This window comes from Geodermatophilus sp. SYSU D00758 (assembly GCF_054049955.1).
The window spans coordinates 142,263-161,271 of the sequence record NZ_JBJGYK010000001.1 but is presented as its reverse complement, the minus strand read 5'-3'; the positions used below and the strand labels follow the sequence as shown (position 1 = coordinate 161,271).

General features: G+C 70.9%; 28 protein-coding genes. 1 reads left to right on the top strand and 27 read right to left on the bottom strand.

Annotation, left to right across the window (positions count from 1 at the left end; translation table 11 throughout):
- Positions 1-53: 53 nt before the first annotated feature.
- From ACI8AC_RS00870 to rpsL, 27 genes are all read right to left on the bottom strand, one after another.
- Positions 54-662, bottom strand: coding sequence for an adenylate kinase (locus tag ACI8AC_RS00870; RefSeq protein ID WP_456894308.1), 609 nt, complete (start codon positions 660-662; stop codon positions 54-56).
- A complete protein-coding gene (secY, locus tag ACI8AC_RS00865; protein ID WP_456894306.1) occupies positions 662-1,972 on the bottom strand; it encodes a preprotein translocase subunit SecY in 1,311 nt (436 codons plus the stop codon). The genes ACI8AC_RS00870 and secY overlap by 1 nt, the downstream gene beginning before the upstream one ends.
- A 333-nt stretch (positions 1,973-2,305) precedes the next feature.
- On the bottom strand, positions 2,306-2,749 hold the full coding sequence (rplO, locus tag ACI8AC_RS00860) for a 50S ribosomal protein L15 (RefSeq protein WP_456894304.1): 444 nt from the start codon (positions 2,747-2,749) through the stop codon (positions 2,306-2,308).
- 13 nt (positions 2,750-2,762) lie between these two features.
- Entirely contained in the window at positions 2,763-2,945 is a 183-nt protein-coding gene (rpmD, locus tag ACI8AC_RS00855; protein ID WP_091380987.1) for a 50S ribosomal protein L30, read from the bottom strand.
- Between the two features lies 1 nt (position 2,946).
- Positions 2,947-3,561, bottom strand: coding sequence for a 30S ribosomal protein S5 (gene rpsE, locus ACI8AC_RS00850; RefSeq protein WP_117375633.1), 615 nt, complete (start codon positions 3,559-3,561; stop codon positions 2,947-2,949).
- Positions 3,562-3,610: 49 nt separating this feature from the next.
- The gene (gene rplR / locus ACI8AC_RS00845; protein ID WP_456894301.1) at positions 3,611-4,021 is read right to left on the bottom strand and encodes a 50S ribosomal protein L18; all 411 of its coding nucleotides are present in this window, start codon (positions 4,019-4,021) and stop codon (positions 3,611-3,613) included.
- Positions 4,021-4,560 (bottom strand): 50S ribosomal protein L6, encoded by a 540-nt coding sequence (gene rplF / locus ACI8AC_RS00840; protein ID WP_456894299.1) that lies wholly within the window; start codon positions 4,558-4,560, stop codon positions 4,021-4,023. The genes rplR and rplF overlap by 1 nt, the downstream gene beginning before the upstream one ends.
- A gap of 12 nt (positions 4,561-4,572) precedes the next feature.
- Positions 4,573-4,977: a 30S ribosomal protein S8 gene (gene rpsH, locus ACI8AC_RS00835; protein ID WP_456894297.1), complete on the bottom strand. Its 405-nt coding sequence runs from the start codon at positions 4,975-4,977 to the stop codon at positions 4,573-4,575.
- A 208-nt stretch (positions 4,978-5,185) separates the two neighbouring features.
- Positions 5,186-5,371 (bottom strand): type Z 30S ribosomal protein S14, encoded by a 186-nt coding sequence (locus ACI8AC_RS00830; protein WP_012950469.1) that lies wholly within the window; start codon positions 5,369-5,371, stop codon positions 5,186-5,188.
- A gap of 37 nt (positions 5,372-5,408) precedes the next feature.
- Positions 5,409-5,993 carry a 50S ribosomal protein L5 gene (gene rplE, locus ACI8AC_RS00825; protein ID WP_456894295.1) on the bottom strand — a complete coding sequence of 195 codons (585 nt, stop codon included), beginning with the start codon at positions 5,991-5,993 and terminating at the stop codon, positions 5,409-5,411.
- A gap of 3 nt (positions 5,994-5,996) precedes the next feature.
- Positions 5,997-6,344, bottom strand: coding sequence for a 50S ribosomal protein L24 (gene rplX / locus ACI8AC_RS00820; RefSeq protein ID WP_456894293.1), 348 nt, complete (start codon positions 6,342-6,344; stop codon positions 5,997-5,999).
- Between the two features lie 2 nt (positions 6,345-6,346).
- On the bottom strand, positions 6,347-6,715 hold the full coding sequence (gene rplN / locus ACI8AC_RS00815) for a 50S ribosomal protein L14 (RefSeq protein ID WP_117375628.1): 369 nt from the start codon (positions 6,713-6,715) through the stop codon (positions 6,347-6,349).
- Between the two features lie 223 nt (positions 6,716-6,938).
- A complete protein-coding gene (gene rpsQ / locus ACI8AC_RS00810) occupies positions 6,939-7,238 on the bottom strand; it encodes a 30S ribosomal protein S17 (RefSeq protein ID WP_456894291.1) in 300 nt (99 codons plus the stop codon).
- Entirely contained in the window at positions 7,235-7,468 is a 234-nt protein-coding gene (gene rpmC, locus ACI8AC_RS00805; RefSeq protein WP_091213403.1) for a 50S ribosomal protein L29, read from the bottom strand. The genes rpsQ and rpmC overlap by 4 nt, the downstream gene beginning before the upstream one ends.
- Positions 7,468-7,884: a 50S ribosomal protein L16 gene (gene rplP / locus ACI8AC_RS00800; RefSeq protein ID WP_117375625.1), complete on the bottom strand. Its 417-nt coding sequence runs from the start codon at positions 7,882-7,884 to the stop codon at positions 7,468-7,470. Before rplP ends, rpmC begins: the two co-directional genes overlap by 1 nt.
- 3 nt (positions 7,885-7,887) lie before the next feature.
- Positions 7,888-8,793, bottom strand: a complete 906-nt coding sequence (gene rpsC / locus ACI8AC_RS00795; protein WP_456894289.1) for a 30S ribosomal protein S3 — start codon at positions 8,791-8,793, stop codon at positions 7,888-7,890.
- Entirely contained in the window at positions 8,793-9,248 is a 456-nt protein-coding gene (rplV, locus tag ACI8AC_RS00790) for a 50S ribosomal protein L22 (protein ID WP_456894287.1), read from the bottom strand. Before rplV ends, rpsC begins: the two co-directional genes overlap by 1 nt.
- A 34-nt stretch (positions 9,249-9,282) precedes the next feature.
- Positions 9,283-9,564 carry a 30S ribosomal protein S19 gene (rpsS, locus tag ACI8AC_RS00785; RefSeq protein WP_089402109.1) on the bottom strand — a complete coding sequence of 94 codons (282 nt, stop codon included), beginning with the start codon at positions 9,562-9,564 and terminating at the stop codon, positions 9,283-9,285.
- A 26-nt stretch (positions 9,565-9,590) separates the two neighbouring features.
- Positions 9,591-10,424 (bottom strand): 50S ribosomal protein L2, encoded by an 834-nt coding sequence (rplB, locus tag ACI8AC_RS00780; RefSeq protein WP_117375622.1) that lies wholly within the window; start codon positions 10,422-10,424, stop codon positions 9,591-9,593.
- A 54-nt stretch (positions 10,425-10,478) separates the two neighbouring features.
- On the bottom strand, positions 10,479-10,781 hold the full coding sequence (rplW, locus tag ACI8AC_RS00775) for a 50S ribosomal protein L23 (RefSeq protein WP_117375621.1): 303 nt from the start codon (positions 10,779-10,781) through the stop codon (positions 10,479-10,481).
- Entirely contained in the window at positions 10,778-11,680 is a 903-nt protein-coding gene (gene rplD / locus ACI8AC_RS00770; protein WP_456894284.1) for a 50S ribosomal protein L4, read from the bottom strand. Before rplD ends, rplW begins: the two co-directional genes overlap by 4 nt.
- Entirely contained in the window at positions 11,677-12,342 is a 666-nt protein-coding gene (rplC, locus tag ACI8AC_RS00765; RefSeq protein ID WP_456894282.1) for a 50S ribosomal protein L3, read from the bottom strand. Before rplC ends, rplD begins: the two co-directional genes overlap by 4 nt.
- 9 nt (positions 12,343-12,351) lie before the next feature.
- Entirely contained in the window at positions 12,352-12,657 is a 306-nt protein-coding gene (rpsJ, locus tag ACI8AC_RS00760; protein WP_014742859.1) for a 30S ribosomal protein S10, read from the bottom strand.
- A 170-nt stretch (positions 12,658-12,827) separates the two neighbouring features.
- Positions 12,828-14,021 carry an elongation factor Tu gene (gene tuf, locus ACI8AC_RS00755; protein ID WP_117375618.1) on the bottom strand — a complete coding sequence of 398 codons (1,194 nt, stop codon included), beginning with the start codon at positions 14,019-14,021 and terminating at the stop codon, positions 12,828-12,830.
- Between the two features lie 173 nt (positions 14,022-14,194).
- Complete coding sequence (gene fusA / locus ACI8AC_RS00750) at positions 14,195-16,294, bottom strand: elongation factor G (protein WP_456894279.1); 2,100 nt, start codon at positions 16,292-16,294, stop codon at positions 14,195-14,197.
- Between the two features lie 100 nt (positions 16,295-16,394).
- Positions 16,395-16,865: a 30S ribosomal protein S7 gene (gene rpsG, locus ACI8AC_RS00745; protein ID WP_117375616.1), complete on the bottom strand. Its 471-nt coding sequence runs from the start codon at positions 16,863-16,865 to the stop codon at positions 16,395-16,397.
- 1 nt (position 16,866) lies between these two features.
- Positions 16,867-17,241: a 30S ribosomal protein S12 gene (gene rpsL, locus ACI8AC_RS00740; protein WP_012950487.1), complete on the bottom strand. Its 375-nt coding sequence runs from the start codon at positions 17,239-17,241 to the stop codon at positions 16,867-16,869.
- 544 nt (positions 17,242-17,785) lie between these two features.
- Here rpsL and ACI8AC_RS00735 point away from each other — a divergent pair.
- Positions 17,786-18,772 carry a hypothetical protein gene (locus tag ACI8AC_RS00735; protein ID WP_456894276.1) on the top strand — a complete coding sequence of 329 codons (987 nt, stop codon included), beginning with the start codon at positions 17,786-17,788 and terminating at the stop codon, positions 18,770-18,772.
- Positions 18,773-19,009: the final 237 nt, after the last annotated feature.

The following is a 19,009-nucleotide window of genomic DNA, read 5'->3' as shown; positions in this document are numbered from 1 at the left end:
CAGCAGCGGCAGCCTGCCGAGGAGCCCTCCGGCGGCCATGGTCGCCGCCCGCCTCAGACCGTGCCCGGCTGCCCGGCCGTCTGCGGCTGACCGAGCGCGGCCATCGCGCGCGCGGTGACCTCCTCGACCGACCCCATGGCGTCCACCCGGGCGAGCAGCCCCTCGGACTCGTAGAACCCCGAGAGCGGTGCCGTCTGTTCCCGGTAGACCTCCAGCCGGCGCCGGACCGTCTCGGGCTTGTCGTCGTCGCGCTGCACCCGCTTGCCGTCGATCTCGACGAACCGGGTGGAGAGCCGCTTGACCAGCTCCTCCTCGTCGACGACGAACTCGAGCACGCGGTCGAGCCCGTGCCCCAGCTCACCGAGGGAGGCTGCCAGCTGCTCGGCCTGGGCGATGGTGCGCGGGAAGCCGTCGAGCAGGAACCCGCCCGCGGCGTCGGCCTCGGCCAGGCGGTCCTTGACCATGGCCACGGTGATCGCGTCGGGCACGAGGTCACCGGCGTCCATGAACACCTTGGCCTCCAGCCCCAGCGGCGTGCGGCCGCTGACGTTGGCGCGGAAGATGTCGCCGGTCGAGATGGCCGGGACGCCCAGCGTGCCGGCGATGATCTGGGCCTGGGTCCCCTTGCCCGCCCCCGGGGGGCCGAGCAGCACGACGCGCACTACTTCAGGAACCCTTCGTAGTTGCGCTGGTTGAGTTGCGTCTCGATCTGCTTCACGGTCTCCAACCCCACTCCCACCATGATCAGCACTGCGGTCCCCCCGAACGGGAAGTTCTGGTTCGCTCCCGGCTGGGTGATCGAGAGGAACAGGTTCGGCAACACTGCCACCAGCCCCAGGTAGATCGACCCGGGCAGGGTGATCCGGGACAGCACGTACTGCAGGTACTCCGCGGTCGGCCGGCCGGGGCGGATGCCGGGGATGAAGCCGCCGTAGCGCTTCATGTCCTCGGCGCGCTCCTCCGGGTTGAACGTGATCGACACGTAGAAGTACGTGAAGAAGATGATCATCCCGAAGTAGATCGCCACGTGGACCGGGCTGCTCTGGTCGATCACGTAGTTCTCGAAGAACTGCCGCACGGGGCCGGTCTCGTCCCCCTGCAGCTGGGTGATCAGCTGCGGCAGGTAGAGCAGCGACGAGGCGAAGATGACCGGGATGACGCCGGCCTGGTTGACCTTCAGCGGCAGGTAGGTCGAGGTGCCCCCGTACATGCGGCGGCCGACCATGCGCTTGGCGTACTGCACGGGGATGCGCCGCTGGGCCTGCTCGACGTAGACGACCGCGCCGATGATGAGCAGCGCGAGGAAGCAGACGAAGGCGAAGACGAACGCTCCGCGGGTCTGCAGGATCGCGCCGCCCTCGGCGGGGATGCGGGCCGCGATCGAGGTGAAGATCAGCACGGACATGCCGTTGCCGATCCCCTTCTCGGTGAGCAGCTCCCCGAGCCACATGATCAGCGCTGTTCCGGCCGTCAGGGTGATGACCAGGATGATCGTCGACCAGATGGAGTCCGACGGGATGATGTCCTGCGCGCAGCCGGGGAAGAGCTGACCGCTGCGGGCGAGGGCGATGATGCCGGTGCTCTGCAGCACGGCGAGCGCGATCGTGAGGTAGCGGGTGTACTGGGTCAGCTTCTGCTGGCCCGACTGCCCTTCCTTCTTGAGCTGCTCGAACCGCGGGATGACCACGACGAGCAGCTGCACGATGATGCTCGCGGTGATGTAGGGCATGATCCCGAGCGCGAACACCGAGAGCCGCAGCAGCGCGCCGCCGGAGAAGAGGTTGACCAGCGAGTAGACGTCCCGCTGGTCGGAGGCCTGCGCCTGCTCGAGGCAGCTGTTGATGGCCTCCACCGAGACGCCGGGCCCCGGGATCGCGGCGCCCAGCCGGTACACGGCGATGATCGCCAGGGAGAACAGCAGCTTGCGCCGGAGGTCTGGCGTCCGGAACGCCGCGGCGAACGCCTGCAGCACGTGCCCTCCCCTGGTCGGTCGGATGAGGTTATCAACGGGATGAGGCCCCCCTGCGCCCCGCCACTCGCGGTGGAGCCTCCCGGGGGGAGGGACCCGGCCGGCGCGGTGGTGCGCCGGGCCCGGTAGCAGACGACCCCCGGGGCGGTCATCTCGCGCGGAGATGCGCCCCGGGGGTCAGGCCCCTCTGCGCGGTCCCGCCGCGGACGGCCCTCCTGCCGGGTCCCGCCCCGGCCCCGTCCAGGGCCCCACCCCCGGCGTAGGGGGTGGGGTGGACGGGTGTCCGCTCGACGGGGGGCAGGACGTGCCTCCCACGGGGGGCAGAGGGGGCCTCCGTCAGATGCGGGTGGTGCTGCCCCCGGCCGCGGCGATCTTGTCCGCGGCGGACGCCGAGAACGCGTGCGCGTGCACGTGGACCTCGACCCCGCCCAGGTCGCCGGTGCCGAGCACCTTGACCGGCTGACCGCGGCGGACCGCGCCGGCCTCGGCGAGCGAGTCGGGGTCGACCGACCCGCCCTGGGGGAACAGCGCCGCGATCCGGTCGAGGTTGACGACCTGGAACACGACCTTGTTCGGGTTCTTGAAGCCCGAGAGCTTCGGCAGCCGCATGTGCAGCGGGGTCTGCCCGCCCTCGAACCGCGCGGACGTGTTGCCCCGCGCGCCGGTGCCCTTGGTACCCCGGCCGGCGGTCTTGCCCTTGGAACCCTCACCGCGACCCACACGGGTCTTGGGGGTGTGGGCACCCGGCGCCGGGCGCAGGTGGTGGACCTTGAGAGTCATGACTCGTCCCTGCTCAGCTGATCTCTTCGACGGTGACCAGGTGGGGCACCGTCGCGACCATCCCGCGGATCTCGGGACGGTCCTCCTGGACGACCGAGTCGTTGATCCGCTTCAGGCCCAGCGAGCGCAGCGTCTGCCGCTGGTTGGGCTTGGTGCCGATCGCCGACCGGATCTGGGTGACCTTCAGCTGCGCCATGTCAGACCCCCTGGCCCGCACGCGCCCGCAGCATGGCGGCCGGGGCGACGTCCTCCAGCGGCAGACCGCGGCGGGCCGCGATCTCCTCGGGACGGACGAGGTCCTTCAGCGCCTGCATGGTGGCGTGCACGATGTTGATGGGGTTCGACGAGCCGAGGCTCTTGGAGAGCACGTCGTGGATGCCGGCGCACTCGAGCACGGCACGCACCGGTCCACCGGCGATCACACCGGTACCGGGGCTGGCCGGCTTCAGGAGCACGACGCCGGCCGCGGCCTCACCCTGCACCGGGTGCGGGATGGTGCTGGCGATCCGCGGCACCCGGTAGAAGTGCTTCTTCGCCTCCTCGACGCCCTTGGCGATGGCCGCGGGCACCTCCTTGGCCTTGCCGTACCCGACGCCCACGGTGCCGTCACCGTCGCCCACGATCACCAGGGCGGTGAAGCTGAAGCGTCGACCACCCTTGACGACCTTGGACACGCGGTTGATGGCGACCACGCGCTCGATGTAGTTGCTCTTCTCGGCAGGCGCGCCGCCGGGCCCCCGCCCGCCGTCACGGCGGTCGCGGCGGTCGTTGCCGCCGCCGGCGCCGCCGCCGCGTCGCTGTGGTCCTGGCATCAGACGTCCCTCTCGATCTTCTTCGGCGTGCTCGTCGACGTGGTGCTCATCAGAAGTCCAGCCCACCCTCGCGGGCCGCGTCCGCGAGCGCGGCGATCCGGCCCTGGTAGCGGTTCCCGCCGCGGTCGAACACGACCGCGGTGATGCCGGCGGCCCTGGCGCGCTCGGCCACCAGCGCACCGACCCGGCGGGCCAGGGCGGACTTGTCGCCCTCGGCGCCGCGCAGGCCGGGGTCCAGCGTCGAGGCGCTGACCAGGGTGCGGCCGACGGTGTCGTCGACGACCTGGACGTGGATGTGCCGCGAGCTGCGGTTGACCACCAGGCGCGGACGCTCCGGCGTGCCCGCCACCCGCTTGCGCAGGCGGCTGTGCCGGCGCAGGCGGGAGACCCGCCGCGCGGTGCTCACGTCGGTGCCGACGGGCTTGTGCACCCGAGCGGCACTCTTCTCGGTCTGTGCCATCACTTACCCGTCTTCCCGACCTTGCGCTTGATGACCTCACCCTGGTACCGCACGCCCTTGCCCTTGTAGGGGTCGGGGCGGCGCAGCCCGCGGATGTTGGCCGCGACCTGACCCACCTGCTGCTTGTCGATCCCGGCGACCCGCAGGCGGGTCGGGGACTCGACGGTGAAGGTGATCCCGTCCGGGGCCCGCACCGGCACCGGGTGGCTGTAGCCCAGCGCGAACTCGAGGTCCGAGCCCCGGGCCTGGACGCGGTACCCGACGCCGACGATCTCCAGCGTCTTGGTGTACCCGTCGGTGACGCCGGTGATCATGTTGGCGATCAGCGTGCGCGACAGGCCGTGCAGCGCCCGGCTCTCGCGCTCGTCGTTCGGCCGGTGCACTGCGAGCGTGCCGTCCTCGGTGCGCTCCACGGTGATGGGGGCCGCGACCGTGTGGGTCAACTCGCCCTTGGGGCCCTTCACGCTGACCGTCCGGCCGTCGATCGTGACGTCCACACCGCTGGGCACCGGAATCGGCAGTCGTCCGATCCGTGACATCTGCTCGCTCCCTTACCAGACGTAGGCGAGGACTTCCCCGCCCACGCCCTTCTTGTTCGCCTGACGGTCGGTGAGCAGCCCGGTCGAGGTGGAGATGATCGCCACCCCCAGGCCGCCGAGCACCTTCGGCAGCGCGTTCGACTTCGCGTACACGCGCAGGCCGGGCTTGGAGACCCGCCGGACGCCGGCGATGCTCCGCTCGCGGTTCGGGCCGTACTTGAGGTCGACCACCAGCTCCTTGCGGGTGGTGCCGTCCTTCTCGACGTCGTTGACGGTCCAGCCGGCGATGTAGCCCTCCTGCTGGAGGATCTCGGCGATGTGCGTCTTGAGCTTCGAGGACGGCATGACCGCGGAGTCGTGGTACGCCTGGTTGGCGTTCCGGATCCGCGTCAACATGTCCGCGATCGGGTCGGTCATCGTCATGGGTGTGGTGCCTCTCTCGCCGCGGTTCCTCTGCGCGTGGTCCCGAGGACTGCGCGCGGGCCTCTCGGCGATCGGTGGTGCAGGTGAGTGGATGGAGCGGCCCGGCTGCAGGGCCACCGTGCGGCCCGGCTGCAGGGCCACCGTGCGGCCCCGTCCCGGGTCCCACCCTGAGCGTGCGAAGGGTGGGGAGGACGGGGTCCTCTTACCAGCTGGACTTGCTCACGCCGGGCAGCTCGCCGGCGTGCGCCATCTCCCGGAGGCAGATCCGGCAGAGGCCGAACTTGCGGAAGACCGAGTGCGGACGACCGCACCGCTGGCACCGGGTGTAGCCGCGGACGGCGAACTTCGGCTTGCGGGCCGCCTTGTTGATCAGCGCCTTCTTGGCCATGTCTGTATCTCCTCGTTCCCGCCGACTCGATCCCGGCTCAGCGGATGGTCGTGACGACGGGCTGGCCGGCGAACGGGAAGCCCAGCAGGCGCAGGAGCTCGCGACCCTCCTCGTCCGTGGTGGCGGTGGTGACCAGCGTGATGTCCATACCGCGGGGACGGTCGATCTTGTCGACGTCGATCTCGCGGAACATCGACTGCTCGGTCAGCCCGAAGGTGTAGTTGCCGTGGCCGTCGAACTGCTTGGCGTTCAGGCCGCGGAAGTCGCGGATGCGGGGCAGGGCCAGCGACAGCAGCCGGTCCAGGAACTCCCACATGCGGTCGCCGCGCAGGGTCACCTTGGCCCCGATCGGCATGCCCTCGCGCAGCTTGAACTGGGCGATGGACTTGCGGGCGCGGACGACGGCCGGCTTCTGGCCGGTGATCGCGGTGAGGTCCCGGACGGCGCCGTCCATCAGCTTCGCGTCGCGGGTGGCCTCGCCGACGCCCATGTTCACGACGATCTTGGTCAGCCGCGGGATCTGCATGACGTTCTCGTAGCCGAACTCCGACTGCAGGGCCGGCGCGATCGAGTCGCGGTAGTGGGCCAGCATGCGGGGCAGCTCACGGGTGGGTGCACTCATGGGTCAGAGGTCCTTACCGGTGCGCCGCGAGACCCGGATGCTGCGGCCTTCCTCGTCCTTGCGGTAACCGACCCGGGTCGGCTTGTCCTCGGAGTCGATCACCATCACGTTGCTGACGTGGATGGGCGCCTCCTGCGTGACGATCCCGCCCTGCTGCGCACCGCGCTGGTTCGAGCTGATGCGGGTGTGCTTCTTCACCCGGCCCACGCCCTCGACCAGCACCTTCTGCTGCTTGGGGTAGGCGGCGATCACGCGGCCCTTCGCGCCCTTGTCCTTGCCGGACAGCACGACGACCGTGTCGCCCTTCTTCACCTTCATCGACGGGGTCTTCCCGCTGGCTGCCTGAGCCATGGTCACAACACCTCCGGAGCGAGCGAGATGATCCGCATGAACCGCTTGTCGCGCAGCTCGCGCCCGACGGGGCCGAAGATGCGGGTGCCGCGCGGGTCCCCGCTGTCGCGGATGATCACCGCGGCGTTCTCGTCGAAGCGGATGTAGGAGCCGTCGGGACGCCGCCGCTCCTTCGCCGTGCGGACGACGACCGCCTTCACGACGTCACCCTTCTTCACCCCGGCACCGGGCAGCGCGTCCTTCACGGTGGCGACGATGACGTCGCCGATGCCCGCGTAGCGTCGCCCCGAGCCGCCGAGCACGCGGATGCAGAGGATCTCCTTCGCACCGGTGTTGTCGGCGACACGCAGTCGCGACTCCTGCTGGATCACGTGCTACTCCTGATCTCTCTCGGTGACAGCCGGGCCGGAACGGTGAACCGGCTGTCCGGTACCCACGTGCGGACGCACCGGCGGGGGCGACCGCCGGTGCGTCCGACACGGGTACCGGGATGCGGCGCCCACCCGCGGGCGGCGCCAGTCGTCCAGGGTACCTGGTCCTGGGCGGCCTCTGCCGGTGCGTCCGTCACAGCGGGCGCACCGCCGAGGCCACGGCTCACTTGGCCTTCTCGAGGACCTCGACCAGCCGCCACCGCTTGGTGGCCGACAGCGGCCGGGTCTCCATGATCTGCACGCGGTCACCGATGCCGGCGACCCCCTGCTCGTCGTGGGCCTTCAGCTTGCTCGTGCGCCGGAGGACCTTGCCGTAGAGGCCGTGCTTCACGCGGTCCTCGACCTCGACGACGATGGTCTTCTCCATCTTGTCGCTGACCACGTAGCCCTCGCGGACCTTGCGGTAGCCGCGGCCGGCCAGGCCGGGACCGCTGGCGACAGCGGTGTTGTCGGACTCGCTCATGCCACACCCTCGCTCGGGGCGACCGAGAGGCCCAGCTCGCGCTCGCGCATGATCGTGTAGATCCGGGCGATGTCGCGGCGGACGGTCTGCAGCCGCCGGTTGTTGTCCAGCTGGCCGGTGGCCACCTGGAACCGCAGGTTGAACAGTTCTTCCTTCGACTCGCGCAGCCGCGTGGCGAGCTCCTCAGCGGAGAGCTCGCGCAGCTCGGGAGCGGTCAGACCGGCGGCCATCACACCTCTCCTTCACGCGTGATGAAGCGGCACTTCATCGGCAGCTTGTGGATCGCGCGGCGCATGGCCTCGCGAGCCACGGACTCCGGGACGCCGGACAGCTCGAACATGACCCGCCCCGGCTTGACGTTGGCGACCCACCACTCGGGCGAGCCCTTACCGGAACCCATGCGGGTCTCGGCGGGCTTCTTGGTGAGCGGGCGGTCCGGGTAGATGGAGATCCAGACCTTCCCGCCACGGCGGATGTGCCGGGTCATCGCGATACGCGCCGACTCGATCTGCCGGTTGGTGACGTAGGCCGGCTCGAGCGCCTGGATGGCGTACTCGCCGAAGTTGATCTGCGTCCCGCCCTTGGCACGGCCCGAGCGGCTCGGGTGGTGCTGCTTGCGGTGCTTGACGCGCCGTGGGATCAGCACGTGTCAGCCCTCCGTGTTCTCGGTGGCCGCGCTCTCGGCCGCGGCGGCACCCTGGGCACCCGCGGACTCGGCGACGGTCTGCTGAGCGGTGGCGTCGCCGGACGTCGTCGCCACCGCGCTCTCGGCGGTCGCCGGACCGGTGGAGGTCTCGGCCGCGGCGCGGCCGGCCTCGGTGCCCCCGGCGGTGGTGCCCGAGGAGCCCGACCGGCGCGGCCGCTGCGAGCGCTCGCGACGCTGCTGACGGGCGGCCAGGGCCTCCAGCGCCTCGCGCTCGGCGCGCGAGCCGCTGACGTCACCCTTGTAGATCCAGACCTTCACGCCGATGCGGCCGAAGGTCGTGCGGGCCTCGTAGATGCCGTAGTCGATGTTCGCGCGCAGGGTGTGCAGCGGCACGCGGCCCTCGCGGTAGAACTCCGAGCGGCTCATCTCGGTGCCGCCGAGGCGGCCCGAGCACTGCACCCGGATGCCCTTGACCTGCGGGCTGCGCTGGGCCGACTGCATGGCCTTGCGCATGGCCCGCCGGAAGCTGACGCGGCTGGACAGCTGCTCGGCGACGGCCTGGGCGACGAGCTGGGCGTCGGCCTCGGGGTTCTTGACCTCGAGGATGTTGAGTTGCACCTGCTTGCCGGTGAGCTTCTCCAGCTCGCCGCGGATGCGGTCGGCCTCCGCGCCGCGCCGGCCGATGACGATGCCCGGCCGGGCGGTGTGGATGTCGACGCGGACGCGGTCCCGCGTGCGCTCGATCTCCACCTTGGAGATGCCCGCCCGCTCCATGCCCTTGCTCATGAGCTTGCGGATGGCCACGTCTTCCTTGACGTAGTCCTTGTACAGCTTGTCGGCGTACCACCGGGACTTGTAGTCGGTGGTGATGCCCAGTCGGAACCCGTGCGGGTTGACCTTCTGACCCACTATCGGGTCCCTCCCCTCGTGTTGCCCTTCGACTGCTGGGTGGCCGGGCCGGACTGCCCGGTGCGACGGCGGGCCGTGCGCGACTTGCCGGCGAGCTCCTCGCTGGCGGTCACCTCGCTGACCTCGACCGTGATGTGGCAGGTCCGCTTGTTGATCCGGTACGCGCGGCCCTGGGCCCGCGGGCGGATGCGCTTGAGGGTCGGGCCCTCGTCGACGTACGCCGCGCTCACGACCAGCGCGGCCGGGTCCAGCCGCAGGTTGTGCTCGGCGTTGGCGACGGCGCTGGCGACGACCTTGGCCACGGGCTCGCTGGCCGACTGCGGCGCGAAGCGCAGCAGGGCCAGGGCCTCGTCGGTCGGCAGGTAGCGGACGAGGTCCACCACCCGCCGTGCCTTCATCGGGGTGACGCGGACGAACCGGGCGGTTGCCCGGGCGACCGGCGCCTCCTGTCCCACCTGGGAAGTCATTGTCTGAACTCTCTCTACCTGGTCAGCCGCGGCGCGACCGGCGGTCGTCCTTGACGTGCCCACGGAAGGTGCGCGTGGGTGCGAACTCGCCGAGCTTGTGCCCGACCATCGCCTCGGTCACGAAGACCGGGACGTGCTTGCGGCCGTCGTGCACGGCGATCGTGTGCCCGAGCATGTCGGGGATGATCGTCGAGCGGCGCGACCAGGTCCGGATGACGGTCTTGGTGCCCTTCTCGTTCTGCGCGTCCACCTTCTTGAGCAGGTGGTCGTCGACGAACGGGCCCTTCTTCAGGCTGCGTGGCATGTCTTCTCGTGCTCCCTCTGGCCCGCTCAGCGCTTCTTGTTGGTGCGCCGGCGGCGCACGATCAGGGCGTCACTGGCCTTGCGCTTGCGCGTGCGGCCCTCCGGCTTGCCCTTCGGGTTGACCGGGTGCCGGCCGCCGGAGGTCTTGCCCTCACCACCACCGTGCGGGTGGTCGACCGGGTTCATGGCGACACCGCGGACGGTCGGGCGCTTGCCCTTCCACCGCATGCGGCCGGCCTTGCCCCAGTTGATGTTCGACTGCTCGGCGTTGCCCACCTCGCCGACGGTCGCGCGGCAGCGCACGTCGACGTTGCGGATCTCGCCCGACGGCATGCGCAGCTGCGCCAGCCGCCCCTCGCGGGCCACCAGCTGGACGCTGGTGCCGGCCGAGCGGGCGATCTTCGCCCCGCCACCGGGCCGCAGCTCGATGGCGTGGACCACGGTGCCGACCGGGATGTTGCGCAGCGGCAGGTTGTTGCCCGGCTTGATGTCGGCCGCGGGCCCGCACTCGACGGTGTCGCCCTGCTTGAGCCGCGCCGGGGCGAGGATGTAGCGCTTCTCCCCGTCGGCGTAGTGCAGCAGCGCGATCCGCGAGGTGCGGTTCGGGTCGTACTCGATGTGCGCCACCTTGGCCGGCACGCCGTCCTTGTCCGCCCGGCGGAAGTCGATCAGCCGGTAGGCCCGCTTGTGCCCGCCGCCCTGGTGGCGCGCGGTCACCTTCCCGTGCACGTTGCGCCCGCCGCGACCGTGCAGCGGCCGGACCAGCGACTTCTCGGGATGGTCGCGGGTGACCTCGGCGAAGTCGGCGACGGACGAACCGCGGCGGCCCGGCGTCGTCGGCTTGTACTTGCGGATAGCCATTTCTGACTCAGTCCCTGTCTGTTCTCTCTGGTCCGGTCACTGGGCGCGGGCGCCTCAGGCGCCCGGCCCGCCGAAGATCTCGATGCGGTCGCCGGGGGCGAGCGACACGATCGCCCGCTTGGTGTCCTTCCGCCGGCCCATCCGGTTGCCCCGGCTGCGCTTGCGCTTGCCCTGGCGGTTGATCGTGTTCACGCCGAGGACCTTCACGTCGAAGACCTGCTCGACCGCGATCTTGATCTGGGTCTTGTTGGCCTCGGGCAGCACCAGGAACGTGTACTGGTTCTCGTCGAGCAGCCCGTAGCTCTTCTCCGAGATGACCGGGGACAGCAGCACGTCCCGGGGGTCGCGGACGCTCACTTGGTCTCCTCCGCGTCGTCGGTGTCGTCAGCGGGCACCTCGGCGCGGGCGGCCTCGGACGCGGTGGTCACGTCCTCCGCCGGCACGGCGCGGCCCGGGGTCCGGGGGGTGGCCTGCGGGTCGGGCGCCTCGGTGGTCTCGACGGTGCCCTCGCCCTCGGCCGGGGCGATCGACGGGACGCCGCCCTTGGTGAGGGAGGTCGCCACGTCGGGCAGGTCGCGGCCGCGGTCCCGGGACGGGCCGGACACGAACTCGGCCAGCGCCGCCTCGGTGAAGACCACCTCGTCGGCCACGAGCACGTCGTAGGTGTTCAGCTGGCCGGCCTCGAGCAGGTGGACCTGCGGCAGGTTGCGCAGGCTGACCCAGTTGAGGACGTCGTCGCGGTCGAGGACCACGAGCACCCGCTTGGCCTGGGTGACCGACTGCAGCGTGGCCAGCGCGGCCTTGGTCTTCGGCGCGTCGCCGTCGACGAAGGTGCTCACCACGTGCACGCGGTCCTCGCGGGCCCGGTCGGAGAGGGCGCCGCGCAGGGCGGCGGCCTTCATCTTCTTCGGGGTCCGCTGCGAGTAGTCCCGCGGCTGCGGGCCGTGGACGGTGCCACCGCCCTCGAACTGCGGGGCGCGGGTCGAGCCCTGGCGGGCCCGGCCGGTGCCCTTCTGCCGGTAGGGCTTGGCGCCGCCACCGCTGACCTGACCGCGGGTCTTGGTCGCGTGCGTGCCCTGGCGCGCGGCGGCCAGCTGGGCCACCACGACCTGGTGCATGAGCGAGACGTTGGCCGACGCGTCGAAGAGCTCGCCGGGCAGCGTGACGCTGCCGGTGGTCTCCCCGGCCGGGGTGCGGACGTCGACCTGCCGGTCGGCCCGGGCCCCCGTCGTCTGGGTGGCTGTCGACTGGGTCACTGGTTGTCACTCCCCACGGGGCCGCCCTTGACGGCCGAGCGCACGAGCACGAGGCCGCCCTTGGGGCCGGGGATGGCGCCCTTGATGAGCAGCAGACCGCGCTCGGCGTCCACCTTGTGCACGTTCAGCGAGAGGGTCGTCGTCTTGACCGCGCCCATGCGGCCGGCCATGCGCAGGCCCTTGAAGACGCGACCGGGGGTCGAGGCCCCGCCGATGGAGCCGGGCGACCGGTGCTTGCGCTGGGTGCCGTGCGCGGCACCCAGGCCCCGGAAGCCGTGGCGCTTCATGACACCGGCGGTGCCCTTGCCCTTGCTGGTGCCGATCACGTCGACCTTGGCGACGCCGTCGAAGACCTCCGCGGTCAGCTCCTGGCCGACCGTGTAGTCCGAGGCGTCCTGGGTGCGCAGCTCCACCACGTGGCGGCGCGGCGTGACCCCGGCCTTGGCGAAGTGGCCGCCCTCGGGCTTGTTGACCTTGCGCGGGTCGATCTCACCGAAGCCGAGCTGCACGGCGGAGTAGCCGTCGACCTCGGGGGTCCGGACCTGGGTCACCACGCAGGGGCCCGCCTTGACGACCGTCACCGGCACGATGCGGTTGTTCTCGTCGAAGACCTGGGTCATCCCCAGCTTCTCGCCGAGGAGACCACGGAACGAGTTCGCCATGACTCCCCCTTACTGGATGTTGACGTCGACCGAGGCCGGCAGGTCGATGCGCATGAGCGCGTCGACCGTCTTGGGCGTCGGGTCGAGGATGTCGATGAGCCGCTTGTGGGTGCGCATCTCGAAGTGCTCCCGCGAGTCCTTGTACTTGTGCGGGGACCGGATGACGCAGTAGACGTTCTTCTCCGTCGGCAGCGGCACCGGGCCGACGACGCGCGCACCGGTCTTGGTCACCGTGTCGACGATGCGCCGCGCCGAGGCGTCGATCGCCTCGTGGTCGTAGGCCTTCAGCCGGATGCGGATCTTCTGTCCCGCCATCGCTGTTCTCTGCTCCTGCCGATCGGTGTTCGTTCGTAGCTGGGGAACGCCGGGTGGTCGCAGACCTCATCCGGTCTGGCCCCAGCGGGGAGGGTGTCCGTGCGCACATGCGCACGGCCACCCGGGGACGGGCGGTGGTCGTGGTCACGACCACCGCCCGTCGCGGGGTGTTACTTGATGATCTTCGTGACGCGGCCGGCGCCGACGGTGCGGCCACCCTCGCGGATGGCGAAGCGCAGGCCCTCCTCCATGGCGATCGGCTGGATGAGCTCGACCGTCATCTCGGTGTTGTCGCCGGGCATGACCATCTCGGTGCCGGCGGGCAGGGTCACGACGCCCGTCACGTCCGTGGTCCGGAAGTAGAACTGCGGACGGTAGTTGTTGAAGAAGGGCGTGTGACGGCCACCCTCGTCCTTCGAGAGGATGTAGACCGAACCCTCGAAGTTCGTGTGCGGGGTGATCGAACCCGGCTTCACGACGACCTGGCCGCGCTCGACGTCCTCGCGCTTGATGCCGCGCAGCAGCAGACCGACGTTGTCACCGGCCTGGCCCTGGTCGAGCAGCTTGCGGAACATCTCGACGCCGGTGACGGTGGTCTTGGTCGACGAGGGGCGGATGCCGACGATCTCGACCTCCTCGTTCACCTTGACGACGCCGCGCTCCACGCGACCGGTCACGACGGTGCCGCGGCCGGTGATGGTGAAGACGTCCTCGACCGGCATGAGGAAGGGCTTGTCGACCTCGCGCTGCGGCTCGGGGATCGCGGTGTCGACCGCGTTCATGAGCTCCATCAGCTTGTCGCCCCACTCGGCGTCGCCCTCGAGGGCCTTGAGCGCGGAGACGCGGACCACCGGGACGTCGTCGCCCGGGAACTCGTACTCGGAGAGCAGCTCGCGGACCTCCAGCTCGACGAGCTCGAGGATCTCCTCGTCGTCGACCATGTCGGCCTTGTTGAGCGCCACGACGATGTAGGGGACGCCGACCTGGCGGGCCAGGAGCACGTGCTCCTTGGTCTGCGGCATCGGGCCGTCGGTCGCGGCGACCACCAGGATGGCGCCGTCCATCTGCGCCGCACCGGTGATCATGTTCTTGATGTAGTCGGCGTGCCCCGGGCAGTCGACGTGCGCGTAGTGGCGGTTCTCGGTCTGGTACTCGACGTGCGCGATCGAGATCGTGATCCCGCGGGCCTTCTCCTCGGGCGCCTTGTCGATCTGGTCGAAGGCCGACGCCTCGTTGAGGTCCGGGTACTTGTCGTGCAGCACCTTGGTGATCGCCGCGGTCAGGGTGGTCTTCCCGTGGTCGATGTGCCCGATGGTGCCGATGTTGACGTGCGGCTTGGTCCGCTCGAACTTGGCCTTGGCCACTGGGTTCCTCTCCTCGTGGTGTCGCAGTGAGCGCGAACTCTGGGGTGGGCTTGCTGGGTGGGGCCGGGCGGGGTCACCCCGCCCGGCAGGTCACTCGCCGGTGGCCTTGGCGGAGTCCAAGGCTCGGCTCCGGGATCGCTCCGCTCCTCGGGCCGGGGACGGCCCTGCGATGCTCACTCTCCCGTCGCCTTCGCGATGATCTCCTTGGCCACGTTCTGCGGGACCTCGGCGTACGAGTCGAACACCATGGTGTAGCTCGCCCGCCCCTGGGTGCGGCTGCGCAGGTCGCCCACGTAGCCGAACATCTCCGAGAGCGGGACCAGGGCCCGGACGACGCGGGCGCCGGAGCGCTCCTCCATCGCCTGGATCGTCCCGCGCCGGGAGTTCAGGTCGCCGATGACGTCACCCATGTAGTCCTCGGGGGTGACGACCTCGACGGCCATGAGCGGCTCGAGCAGGGCCGGGCTGGCCTTGCGGGCGGCCTCCTTGAAGACCATCGAGCCGGCGATCTTGAAGGCCATCTCGGACGAGTCGACCTCGTGGTACTGGCCGTCGATGAGCGAGGCCTTGACGCCCACGACCGGGTAGCCGGCGAGGATGCCGTACTGCATGGCGTCCTGGATGCCCTGGTCGACCGAGGGGATGTACTCCTTGGGCACCCGCCCACCGGTGACCTTGTTCTCGAACTCGTAGGTCGCCGAGTCACCGCTGATCTCCAGCGGCTCCAGGGTGACCTGGACCTTCGCGAACTGGCCGGAGCCACCGGTCTGCTTCTTGTGCGTGTAGTCGTACTTCTCGACGGCCTTGCGGATCGTCTCGCGGTAGGCCACCTGCGGCTTGCCGACGTTGGCCTCGACCTTGAACTCGCGCCGCATGCGGTCGACGAGGATCTCCAGGTGGAGTTCGCCCATGCCCGAGATGACCGTCTGGCCGGTCTCCTCGTCGAGCTTGACGCGGAAGGTCGGGTCCTCCTCGGCCAGCTTCTGGATGGCGGTGGAGAGCTTCTCCTGGTCGCTCTTGGTCTTCGGCTCGATCGCGACGTCGATGACCGGGTTGGGGAAGCTCATCGACTCGAGGATCACCGGCTTCTGCGGGTCGCAGAGGGTGTCACCCGTGGTCGTCTGCTTCAGCCCGACGACGGCCACGATCTGGCCGGCGCCCACGCCCTGGCGCTCCTCGCGCTTGTTGGCGTGCATCTGGTAGATCTTGCCGATCCGCTCCTTGCGGTCCTTGGTGCTGTTGAGCACCGGGGACCCGGAGTCCAGCCGCCCGGAGTAGACGCGCACGTAGGTCAGCTTGCCGAGGTGCTGGTCGGTCTGGATCTTGAAGGCCAGGGCCGAGAACGGCTCGTCCTCGTCGGCGTGCCGCACGACCTCGGTCTCGCCGTCCAGGGCGGTGCCGGTGATGGCGCCGACGTCCAGCGGGCTGGGCAGGTAGTCGACGACGGCGTCGAGCAGGGGCTGCACGCCCTTGTTCTTGAACGCCGTCCCGGTGAGCACCGGGTTGACCTGCGCGGCGATCGTGGCCTTGCGGATGGCGGCCTTCAGCGTCTCGGGGGAGATCTCCTCCCCGCCGAGGTACGCCTCCATGATCGCGTCGTCGGTCTCGGCGACGCCCTCGAGCAGCTTCTCCCGGTACTCGGCGGCCTGGTCGACGAGCTCGGCCGGGATCTCCTCGATGGAGTAGTCCTCGCCCATCTGGGTCTCACCGCGCCACGTGAGCGCGCGCATGTAGACCAGGTCGACGACGCCGACGAAGTCGGACTCGGCACCGATCGGCAGCTGCAGCACCAGCGGGTTGGCGCCGAGCCGCTCGACCATCATGTCGACGCAGCGGAAGAAGTCGGCACCGGTGCGGTCGAGCTTGTTGACGAAGCACATCCGCGGGACGCCGTACTTCTCGGCCTGCCGCCAGACCTGCTCGGTCTGCGGCTCGACACCGGCGACGCCGTCGTAGACCGCGATCGCACCGTCGAGGACCCGCAGGGAACGCTCGACCTCGACGGTGAAGTCGACGTGCCCCGGGGTGTCGATGATGTTGATGTCGTGGCCGTTCCAGGAGCACTTCGTCGCGGCGGACGTGATGGTGATGCCGCGCTCCTGCTCCTGCTCCATCCAGTCCATCGTGGCCGCGCCGTCGTGGACCTCACCGATCTTGTAGTTGATCCCGGTGTAGAAGAGGATGCGCTCGGTCGTCGTGGTCTTGCCGGCGTCGATGTGCGCCATGATCCCGATGTTGCGGGTCTTGGCGAGCTGGGCCTCGTTGCTGGCCATTACTTCTCCTCGTGCGGGTTGTCCGTGTGCGGGCGCCGGGGCTGCGACATCCAGAAGCGCCCCGGGGTTCCCGCCGACGGCGGGCGCTGGTCGAGGTGCGTTACCAGCGGTAGTGCGCGAAGGCCTTGTTCGACTCGGCCATCTTGTGGGTGTCCTCGCGGCGCTTGACCGCGGCTCCCAGACCGTTGCTCGCGTCGAGCAGCTCGTTCATCAGGCGCTCGGTCATCGTCTTCTCGCGGCGGGCGCGGCTGTACTGGATCAGCCACCGCAGGCCCAGCGTGGTGCTGCGAGAGGCGCGGACCTCGACCGGCACCTGGTAGGTCGCGCCACCGACGCGGCGGCTGCGGACCTCGAGGGCCGGCTTGACGTTGTCCAGCGCGCGCTTGAGCGTGACCACCGGGTCGGTGTCGGTCTTGGCGCGGCAGCCCTCGAGGGCGCCGTAGACGATCGACTCGGCGACCGAGCGCTTGCCGTCGACCAGGACCTTGTTCACCAGCTGGGTGACCAGCGGCGACTGGTAGACCGGGTCGGCGACCAGCGGACGGCGCGGCGCGGGGCCCTTGCGCGGCATGTCAGCTCTTCTCCTTCTTCGCGCCGTACCGGCTGCGAGCCTGCTTGCGGTTGCGGACGCCCTGGGTGTCCAGCGAGCCGCGGATGATCTTGTAGCGCACGCCCGGGAGGTCCTTCACGCGGCCGCCGCGCACGAGCACCATCGAGTGCTCCTGCAGGTTGTGGCCGACGCCCGGGATGTAGGCGGTCACCTCGATGCCACTGGTGAGGCGGACGCGAGCGACCTTGCGCAGCGCCGAGTTCGGCTTCTTCGGCGTCGTCGTGTACACGCGGGTGCACACCCCACGACGCTGAGGGGAGCCCTTCAGCGCCGGGGTCTTGGTCTTCTCGACCTTGTCCTCGCGGCCCTTGCGGACCAGCTGGTTGATCGTGGGCATGGGTGGCCTGGATCTCCTACCTGCGCTGGGTCGTGCTGTGGACGGTGCTCTGTCGTGCCGGGTGCCGGTCCTGCCCGGGGCCGTACCCGCTCCCGGCCGTGGTCCACCACCGGTCCCCGCGGTCGGGCGTGTCGCCTTCCCCAGGACCGGCCGGCGATTCGAACCGGATCGGTCGCCCCCCGCGACTCGGCGCCACCACCTGCCGGCAGGCGCACCGCGAACGGGAGCAGGCCCAGGGCACCCTGGGCACGGCTGACCACGATACCCGCGTGCCGGAACACGGTCAAAGCGGGGTCCGGCACACCCGGCGGGCACTGGTCAGCCGTGTCCGCGCGGGCACGTCCGGGTCAACCGGTCCCGCCCGCAGGTTGTTCCCGGGTGCGGCGGCCGACCCGGCGAGGTGGCCGGGCGGGTGCGGCGACCATACCCGCCCCGCCCTCGCCGGGCCGGGACCCCGGGCGGGCCCGGCGGCCGTCGCGCGACTGTCGGTACCTCGCCCTACGGTCGGTGGCAGGACGCCCACCCACCGCCACCGGAGGCACCCGTGCACGTCGACCTCGCCCGCGAGCTCAAGACCCACCTGGAGACGCGGTTGGCCGAGTCGGTCGGCCCGGTCACGGCCAGCGGCCTCGGTGGGCCCCGCTGGGCGCGGCCGGCGCTCGGCCTGGCCCCCACCGGGCCGCAGCAGGCCCACCTGGCCATCCGGCTGGCCAGCAAGGAGGACGCCGACATCCTGCTGGCCGGCCTGGACGACGCCGTCCTCGGCGAGGTCGACGTCCGGGTGATCGGCACGGTCCGCGCGCTGCCCTCCCCCACCATCCCCTCCCCCACGCCGGGGGACCTGCAGCGCCGGGTCCGGCCGCTGCACCCGGGGGTGTCCGTGGCCCACGCGGCGGTCAGCGCGGGAACGCTGGGCGGGTTCGTGCACGCCGCGGGCCGGCTGGCGATGCTGTCGAACAACCACGTGCTCGCCGCCACCGACACCGGCCGGGCCGGCGACCCGGTGCTGCAGCCGGGGCCGGCCGACCGCGGCGTGGACGCCGACCGCGTCGGGGCCCTGGCCGCCTTCGAGCGGTTCCACGCCCACGGCGGGGTGAACCTGGTCGACGCCGCCGTCGCCGTCCTGGACCCCGAGGTGCCCGCCGAGCCCGGGCGGCTGCCCGGCGGTCCGCTCGGGGCCCTCGCCGTGCCGGTGGAGGAGATCGACCCGGACGAGGTCGTGGAGAAGGTCGGGCGGACCACCGGCCACACCCGGGGCCGGGTCACCGCGGTGGAGGTCGACGGCGTCGCGGTCCAGTACGACGGGGTGGTGCACACCTTCGACGACCAGGTGGAGGTCGAGGGCCTCGCCGGGGGCTTCAGCGGCGGCGGGGACAGCGGGTCGGTGATCTGGCGGAGCAGCGACCGCGCACCGCTGGGGCTGCTCTTCGCCGGCAGCGAGTTCGGGGGCAGCAACGGCGGCGGGGTCACCTACGCCAACCCGCTGGTGACCGTCCTGGACGTGCTGGGCCTGGAGTGGATCGGCTCCTGACGGGGGGAGTCCCTTTCCGCCGAGGGCAGGAGGCCGGGCGGCCCCCTCGCGGGGGCCCGCGGCGAGCGCAGCGAGGCGGGGGGCGGGGGCGGCCCCCTCGCAGGGGCGCGCGGCGAGCGCAGCGAGGCGGGGGGCGGGGGCGGCCCCCTCGCAGGGGCCCGCGGCGAGCGCAGCGAGGCGGGGGGGGGCGAGGGGGTCCTTCTACTGTCCTCCGACCGTTCGACAGGGCACCATGGT

What these genes read in the sequence shown, in the direction of transcription:
- fusA (WP_456894279.1), bottom strand. Translation starts at nt 16,294, where the DNA reads ATGGCCAGCAACGAGGCCCAGCTCGCCAAGACCCGCAACATCGGGATC.
- rpmC (WP_091213403.1), bottom strand. Translation starts at nt 7,468, where the DNA reads ATGGCCGCCGGTCTGACCGCTCCCGAGCTGCGCGAGCTCTCCGCTGAG.
- rplF (WP_456894299.1), bottom strand. Translation starts at nt 4,560, where the DNA reads ATGTCACGGATCGGACGACTGCCGATTCCGGTGCCCAGCGGTGTGGAC.
- rplE (WP_456894295.1), bottom strand. Translation starts at nt 5,993, where the DNA reads ATGAGTGCACCCACCCGTGAGCTGCCCCGCATGCTGGCCCACTACCGC.
- ACI8AC_RS00830 (WP_012950469.1), bottom strand. Translation starts at nt 5,371, where the DNA reads ATGGCCAAGAAGGCGCTGATCAACAAGGCGGCCCGCAAGCCGAAGTTC.
- rpsE (WP_117375633.1), bottom strand. Translation starts at nt 3,561, where the DNA reads ATGCCAGGACCACAGCGACGCGGCGGCGGCGCCGGCGGCGGCAACGAC.
- rpsG (WP_117375616.1), bottom strand. Translation starts at nt 16,865, where the DNA reads ATGCCGCGCAAGGGCCCCGCGCCGCGCCGTCCGCTGGTCGCCGACCCG.
- rplR (WP_456894301.1), bottom strand. Translation starts at nt 4,021, where the DNA reads ATGGCACAGACCGAGAAGAGTGCCGCTCGGGTGCACAAGCCCGTCGGC.
- rplX (WP_456894293.1), bottom strand. Translation starts at nt 6,344, where the DNA reads ATGGCTCAGGCAGCCAGCGGGAAGACCCCGTCGATGAAGGTGAAGAAG.
- rpsJ (WP_014742859.1), bottom strand. Translation starts at nt 12,657, where the DNA reads ATGGCGGGACAGAAGATCCGCATCCGGCTGAAGGCCTACGACCACGAG.
- rpsL (WP_012950487.1), bottom strand. Translation starts at nt 17,241, where the DNA reads ATGCCCACGATCAACCAGCTGGTCCGCAAGGGCCGCGAGGACAAGGTC.
- rplO (WP_456894304.1), bottom strand. Translation starts at nt 2,749, where the DNA reads ATGACTCTCAAGGTCCACCACCTGCGCCCGGCGCCGGGTGCCCACACC.
- rpsH (WP_456894297.1), bottom strand. Translation starts at nt 4,977, where the DNA reads ATGACCGACCCGATCGCGGACATGTTGACGCGGATCCGGAACGCCAAC.
- rpsS (WP_089402109.1), bottom strand. Translation starts at nt 9,564, where the DNA reads ATGCCACGCAGCCTGAAGAAGGGCCCGTTCGTCGACGACCACCTGCTC.
- rpsQ (WP_456894291.1), bottom strand. Translation starts at nt 7,238, where the DNA reads ATGAGCGAGTCCGACAACACCGCTGTCGCCAGCGGTCCCGGCCTGGCC.
- rplC (WP_456894282.1), bottom strand. Translation starts at nt 12,342, where the DNA reads ATGGCGAACTCGTTCCGTGGTCTCCTCGGCGAGAAGCTGGGGATGACC.
- rpmD (WP_091380987.1), bottom strand. Translation starts at nt 2,945, where the DNA reads ATGGCGCAGCTGAAGGTCACCCAGATCCGGTCGGCGATCGGCACCAAG.
- rplB (WP_117375622.1), bottom strand. Translation starts at nt 10,424, where the DNA reads ATGGCTATCCGCAAGTACAAGCCGACGACGCCGGGCCGCCGCGGTTCG.